The sequence below is a fragment of the Cupriavidus sp. SIMBA_020 genome (assembly GCF_046535395.1).
In the GTDB taxonomy this organism is placed as follows: Bacteria; Pseudomonadota; Gammaproteobacteria; order Burkholderiales; family Burkholderiaceae; genus Cupriavidus; species Cupriavidus campinensis.
Genome location: NZ_JAWRWU010000741.1, coordinates 1 through 266, shown reverse-complemented (window position 1 = coordinate 266; position 266 = coordinate 1). Strand labels below are relative to the sequence as shown.

The 266-nt window shown below is 68.4% G+C and carries 1 protein-coding gene; it reads left to right on the top strand.

The features are described from left to right. On the top strand, positions 1 to 266 hold a 266-nt coding region (locus SB751_RS31305), incomplete at both ends, for a GAD domain-containing protein (RefSeq protein WP_410749183.1).

Below are 266 nucleotides of genomic sequence, written 5' to 3'. Positions count from 1 at the left end.
GGACGGCCGTGTCGCGGCGCTGCGCGTGCCGAAGGGCGGCGAGCTGTCGCGCGGCGACATCGACGGCTACACGGAATTCGTGCGCATCTACGGCGCGAAGGGCCTCGCGTGGATCAAGGTCAACGAGAAGGCGAAGGGCCGCGACGGCCTGCAAAGCCCGATCGTCAAGAACCTGCACGACGCGTCGATCGCGGCGATCCTCGAGCGCACCGGCGCTGAAGACGGCGACATCATCTTCTTCGCGGCCGACCGCGCGAAGGTCGTGA